We start from the raw sequence: 5,633 nt of genomic DNA on the forward strand, positions 1-5,633 counted from the left end.
CCAGCCAAGCGGCCTCAAGAACATGCTGCGCGCGGCGGCGGGGGCGTTGCCGTTCGTGCCTCGCGGCGGCCAGCTGCCCGCCCGGACAGTGACCGTTGACGAATTGCCCATCGATCGCGCCAATGTGGCTGAATACGCCGAGGTTACCGGACTGCGTTACGCCGACGCGGTGCCGCTGACCTATCCGTTCGCGTTGACGTTTCCGACGCTGATGTCGCTGGTAACCGGATTCGACTTTCCTTTTCCCGCAATGGGATCCGTCCATACCGAAAACCAGATCACCCAGTACCGACCGATCAAGGTGACCGACACGGTCAATATCGCGGTTCACGCGGAGAATTTGCGCGAGCACCGTAAGGGCCTGCTCGTGGACCTGGTGACCGACGTCAGCGTCGGCAACGAGGTGGCCTGGCATCAGGTCACGACCTTCCTGCATCAGCAGCGCACCAGCTTGTCCGGTGAGCCTAAGCCGCCGCCGCAAAAGCAGCCCAAGCTGCCTGCGCCGAACGCGATCCTGCGGATCAGTCCGAGCCAGATTCGTCGCTACGCCGCCGTCGGTGGCGACCACAACCCGATCCACACCAACTCCGTCGGGGCCAAGCTATTCGGATTTCCCACCGTCATTGCGCACGGAATGTTCAGCGCGGCAGCGGTATTGGCGAATCTCGAGGCCGCTATCCCCGATGCGGTGACCTATTCGGTGCGGTTTGGCAAGCCTGTACTGCTGCCCGCGAACGCCGGACTGTACGTGGATCAGGTGCAGGACGGCTGGGACCTCAGCTTGCGCAACATCGCCAAGGGGTATCCGCACCTGACCGGCACGCTACGGGCGCTCTAGCTTGCGGCAGCGCATGACCAGGAGCCGTAAACCGTAGGTACTCAAGGCCGCCACCAAGAAGACCAACAACAGCCACAGCGGCGGCCTGGCCAGTTCCCAGACGAAGATCGCAGCCCAGAGCGGCGCGCGTTGTGTGATCGCCAGTACGCCTGCGGAACCGGCCAACGCGATGGCCGGTACGTGAAACTGTGTTCCGGCAATGGCGTTGATCGTCAGCACAAACAGCGTCCCGGCTGCCGCGCCAGTCGCCAGCGCCGGGGTGAACAACCCGCCCCTCGCTCCGGCCCGCAGAAACGTCGCCGTCACAAGGACTTTGAGAACCAGGACCGCTGCCGCTGTCTTCAGCGTCATCCCGTCGCCGAGAATGAGGTTGAGAATGGATCTGCCGTTGCCGGGCAGTTCCGGGTACCAGTGCGAGCACACACCGACCAGCAACCCCGCGCCGGCGATCGCCGGGATCAGTAGCCACGATCGAAACGTGCCGCGCTGACTCGCCCACCCCATGATGCGGTTGAATACCAGTCCGATGACCAACGCCAGCGGGGCCAGTGCCAGCGCGTAGGCGATCAGCCGGTAGGACACGTCCGGGTTGGGCCAGTGCAAGTTCGGCTGGTCGTGGGTGACGACCGACGACACCGCAACAGCCAGGCTCGAGGTGATCAGCGCGGCGCCCACCGCGCGCGGATGCCAGCTCTTCAGCATGATTCGCAGGGTGAACAACGCACCACCGAGCGGCACCGCATACACCGCACCCAGTCCGGCGCCGGCTGCGCAGGCCAGCAGAATCTCGCGCTCACGTTCGGTGAGCCGCTTCAGCCAGCCGGTGGCGAGATTACCTAGCGCCACCGCGAATTGACGCGGCGCCACTTCACGGCCCAGTGACGCACCTGAGCCGACAACCAATACCTGCAGCGCCGCGTCGAGGCTGAAGGGCAGAAATCGAATGCGCTCCCGATGCGCGACGGCCGCTGCCAGCGGGGCGACTTCGGTCCTCGACCGGAGTATCCACCAGCCCAGCCCCGCGAGGCCGCCGCCGATCACAGGTCCCACGGCGCGACGGATGGGACTGCTCGCGGTGACGCCCTCCAGCAGTGTTCCGAACGTGTAGTGATAGGTGAGGTGCTCGATGGAGCGCAACAATGTGGTCGTCGCCAACCCGGCAACCCCGGCGAGCAGGCCGACGATCAGCACCGCGCAAAAGAAGTCAGCGTTGCGGCGGCCCATCCCCGATCAACCGGATTCGGCCGAGGATTCGGCCGCATCTTTCTCAACCGGTTTGCCCTTGAGTCCACGCCAGAACAGGTTGATCATCACTTCGGCCGCGCCATCGACGTCGGTATCGCCGGTGCTGAGCCGGGTCGCGATCGCCTCACCGGCGCCCACGAGCGCCACCGCGATCATCTCGAAGTCGGTGTCTGGTTCGGGATTTCGGGTGCCCGCCTGAAGGACCCGCACGACCAGCGCGATGATCCGCTCGCGGCCCTCCCGCACGGTGTGGGCGAACGCCTGCGAGTTGGTCGCTTGCGCGTACATCACGATCCACGACGCGCGATTGGCGTCGATGTAGCGCATGAACGCCACAATCGTGTTGTGCAGCAAGTCTCTCGGGCTCTGGTCGAGATTGATCTCCTCACGCACACCGTCGATGAATCGCCCCAGCTCGCGATCCAGGCATGCGCCGAACAATTCCTCCTTCGAGCCGTAATACAGATAGAGCATCGGCTTGGAGATCTCGGCTTTGGCCGCAATCGCGTCCATCGACGTGTCGTGATAGCCGTTGATGGAGAACATCTCAACCGCGGCGTCCAGCATCTGCTGCTCTCGGACAGCACGGGGTAGCCGCTTGGTACCACCTGCCATGCCATCCCCTATCTGGCCGACATCTGCGCGCCTGTCGGCGAGACCGCCTCGATTCAGAGTAAGCAATGCTAGGTCGCGCCGCCGGATTTACGGTCCGCAGTCCGGCTTGGGTCCTTTGAACTTCGCGATCCGCCGGACCGAGTCGTCGACGTCGGACATCTTCAATTCCTTGGCGTCCAACGCCTTCTGTAGACGGTCGAGGACCGCGGGCACCTCGTCGGTGGTGATCCACAGCGCAACGTCGGTGCCGGCCTGCACGGCGCGCAGCACCGCGTCGGGCACCGGGTAGTGGTCCTTGATCGCCGCCATGCTGGACAGGTCGTCGCTGAATATCGGACCGTCGAAGGCCGGGCCGTTGTATCCGACTCCGGTGCGCAACATCTGCACGGCGGCCCGGTTGACGCTGGCCGGTTCGTTGCCGGTGAGGTCGGGCACCTGCAGGTGGCCGACCATTGCGCCCTGCGGGGCGACAGCGTTCAACAGGGCGCGGTAAGGCACTAAGTCGTTGTTCTGCAGCTGCTGCAGCGGCGGCGTGACGATGACGGACCCGGTGTGCGAGTCACCGGATCCGTGTCCGTGACCCGGGAAATGCTTGAGCACCGGCAGGAGCCCGGCGTCACGCAGACCCCGGGCGTAGGCACCGGCATACTCGACGACTTTTTGCGGATCCGCACTGAACGACCGATCGCCGATCACCGTGTCGTCGGGGGCATCGGTGACGTCCACGTCGGGCGCGAAGTCGACGGTGATGCCGAGGCCGCGGATCCGGTGGCCGCGGTCCAGGGCCATGCCGTACACCTCGTCGGGAGTATGGGTCTGCGCCAGCACCCGCGCCGACGGCGCGGGACCGATCAGCTTGGACAGCCTGGCCACTCGGCCGCCCTCTTCATCGACGCTGACCGCCACCGGCAGCGCAGTGCTGGCTGACAGGTCCTTGACCAGGTTGGGTCCCAGCATCTTCATGTCGGTCCAGCTGCCGATGAAGATGCCACCGACGTGGTAGGTCGTCACCACAGCCTTGGCGTCGTCGCCGTCGCGGACACCCACCATCAGCAGCTGCGCCAGCTTCTCGCGGGCAGGCAGGGCCGCCGGATCTCCACACGCCGGCTTGGCCGGCGGAATCGGCTTCGCCGAAGACGAGCCGGCCGGTGCGGTTGCGGGCTTCTGCGCGGGGTGGCCACACCCGGCGATCAGCGCTGTGAGGGCGGCAAACACGGCTAGTACGCGCTGGAATCCCATCAGGCCATGCTGTCATGGGGTCCAGCCGGCCATGCGGCCGGCGACCTCAGCGGCCACGACCTCGCCTTCTGCTAGGTTGGGCAGCTATGAATCGCTTCGTTGCACCCGCCGCCGCCAGCGTCGTGGTCGGCCTGCTGCTGGGTGCAGCCGCGATCTTCGGAGTCACGTTGATGGTGCAGCAGGACACCAAGCCGCCGCTCCCCGGGGGCGACCCGCAGTCGTCGGTGCTCAACCGGGTCGAGTACGGCAACCGCAGCTAATTCACGATGCGGGCCGAACCCGGGCCCGTCGAGGTCATTCCGCTGTCCCGACGCTGGTTGTGGCCGGTTGCGGCGGTCGCGCTGGCGCTGAGCTTCGGCTCGTCGCCCGGCCAGATCTCCCCCGACACCAAACTCGACCTCACCGCCAACCCGTTGCGCTTTCTGGCGCGGGCGACCAACTTGTGGAACAGCGAGCTGCCATTCGGGCAGGCGCAGAATCAGGCCTACGGCTACCTGTTCCCGCACGGCACGTTCTTCTTGGCCGGCCACCTGCTCGGACTGCCGGGCTGGGTCACCCAACGACTGTGGTGGGCACTGCTATTGACCGTGGGTTTCTGGGGGTTGCTGCGCGTCGCCGAGGCGCTGGGCATCGGCAGCCCGAAGTCGCGCACGGTTGCCGCCGCGGCGTTCGCGCTCTCGCCACGGGTGCTGACCACGATCGGGTCGATCTCGTCGGAGACGCTGCCGATCATGCTGGCGCCGTGGGTGTTGCTGCCCACGATTTTGGCATTGCGCAGCAACGGTCCAAGCGGGCGGTCGCTAAGGCGGCTGGCCGGTCAGGCCGGGGTGGCCGTCGCGCTGATGGGAGCGGTCAACGCGATCGCGACGCTGGCCGGGTGTCTGCCCGCGGTGATCTGGTGGGCTTGCCACCGGCCTAACCGACGGTGGTTGCGTTACGCGGCGTGGTGGCTGCTGGCTCTGGCACTGGCCATGACGTGGTGGCTGGTGGCGCTGATACTGATGGCCCGGATCAGCCCGCCTTTCCTGGACTTCATCGAATCTTCGGGTGTGACGACGCAGTGGTCGTCGTTGGTCGAGGTGTTGCGCGGTACGGATAGCTGGACCCCGTTCGTAGCGCCCAATGCCACGGCAGGTGCACCGCTGGTCACCGGTTCGGTCGCCATCCTGGCCACCTGCCTGGTGGCAGCGGGCGGGTTGGCCGGGCTGGCGATGGGGAGCATGCCGGCCCGCGGGCGATTGGTGACGATGCTGCTCGTCGGCGTGGTGCTGCTGGGCGTTGGCTACAGCGGCGGACTGGGCTCACCCGTGTCACAGCAAGTTCAGGCTTTCCTGGACGCCGGCGGCGCACCGCTGCGCAACGTGCACAAATTCGAATCGCTGATCCGCATCCCCGTCGTATTGGGACTGGCCCAGCTGCTCGGCCGGATCCCACTACCGGGTAGCGCGCCGAAACCGTTATGGCGCAGTGCGTTTGCTCACCCGGAGCGCGACAAGCGGGTTGCGGTCGGGATCGTGGTGCTGACCGCGCTGATGGCCGGGACATCGCTGGCGTGGACCGGGCGGATTACCCCGCCGGGCACGTACAGCGCGATACCGCGGTATTGGCATGACGCTGCCGACTGGCTGTCCGCGCACAACACCGGTGTGCCGGCACCCGGCCGGGTGCTGGTGGTCCCCGGCGCGCCGTTCGCCAC

At 66.4% G+C, this 5,633-nt stretch carries 6 protein-coding genes; 3 read left to right on the plus strand and 3 right to left on the minus strand.

Translation table 11 applies throughout. The features are described 5' to 3' along the window. The coding region (locus VN856_RS24735; protein ID WP_325694257.1) for a MaoC/PaaZ C-terminal domain-containing protein at positions 1–838 on the plus strand (838 nt) is incomplete at its 5' end. On the opposite strand, the gene VN856_RS24740 is transcribed toward VN856_RS24735, so the two are convergent. The 3 genes from VN856_RS24740 to VN856_RS24750 all read right to left on the minus strand — a co-directional run bounded on the left by VN856_RS24740 (position 824) and on the right by VN856_RS24750 (position 3,937). Next, entirely contained in the window at positions 824–2,062 is a 1,239-nt protein-coding gene (locus VN856_RS24740) for a chloride channel protein (protein ID WP_325694259.1), read from the minus strand. The two genes, VN856_RS24735 and VN856_RS24740, sit on opposite strands and share 15 nt — an antisense overlap. Before the next feature lie 6 nt (positions 2,063–2,068). After that, positions 2,069–2,698: a TetR/AcrR family transcriptional regulator gene (locus VN856_RS24745; protein WP_325694261.1), complete on the minus strand. Its 630-nt coding sequence runs from the start codon at positions 2,696–2,698 to the stop codon at positions 2,069–2,071. Between the two features lie 87 nt (positions 2,699–2,785). Next, a complete protein-coding gene (locus tag VN856_RS24750; RefSeq protein WP_325694263.1) occupies positions 2,786–3,937 on the minus strand; it encodes a glycoside hydrolase family 3 N-terminal domain-containing protein in 1,152 nt (383 codons plus the stop codon). Between the two features lie 86 nt (positions 3,938–4,023). Here VN856_RS24750 and VN856_RS24755 point away from each other — a divergent pair, with 86 nt between their 5' ends. Next, a complete protein-coding gene (locus tag VN856_RS24755; protein WP_325694265.1) occupies positions 4,024–4,197 on the plus strand; it encodes a DUF2613 domain-containing protein in 174 nt (57 codons plus the stop codon). 6 nt (positions 4,198–4,203) lie between these two features. Further along, positions 4,204–5,633: alpha-(1->3)-arabinofuranosyltransferase domain-containing protein (locus VN856_RS24760; protein WP_325694266.1), on the plus strand; the 1,430-nt coding region annotated here is incomplete at its 3' end.

Origin of the sequence: Mycobacterium sp., from assembly GCF_035603715.1 — a bacterium.
In the GTDB taxonomy this organism is placed as follows: Bacteria; Actinomycetota; Actinomycetes; order Mycobacteriales; family Mycobacteriaceae; genus Mycobacterium.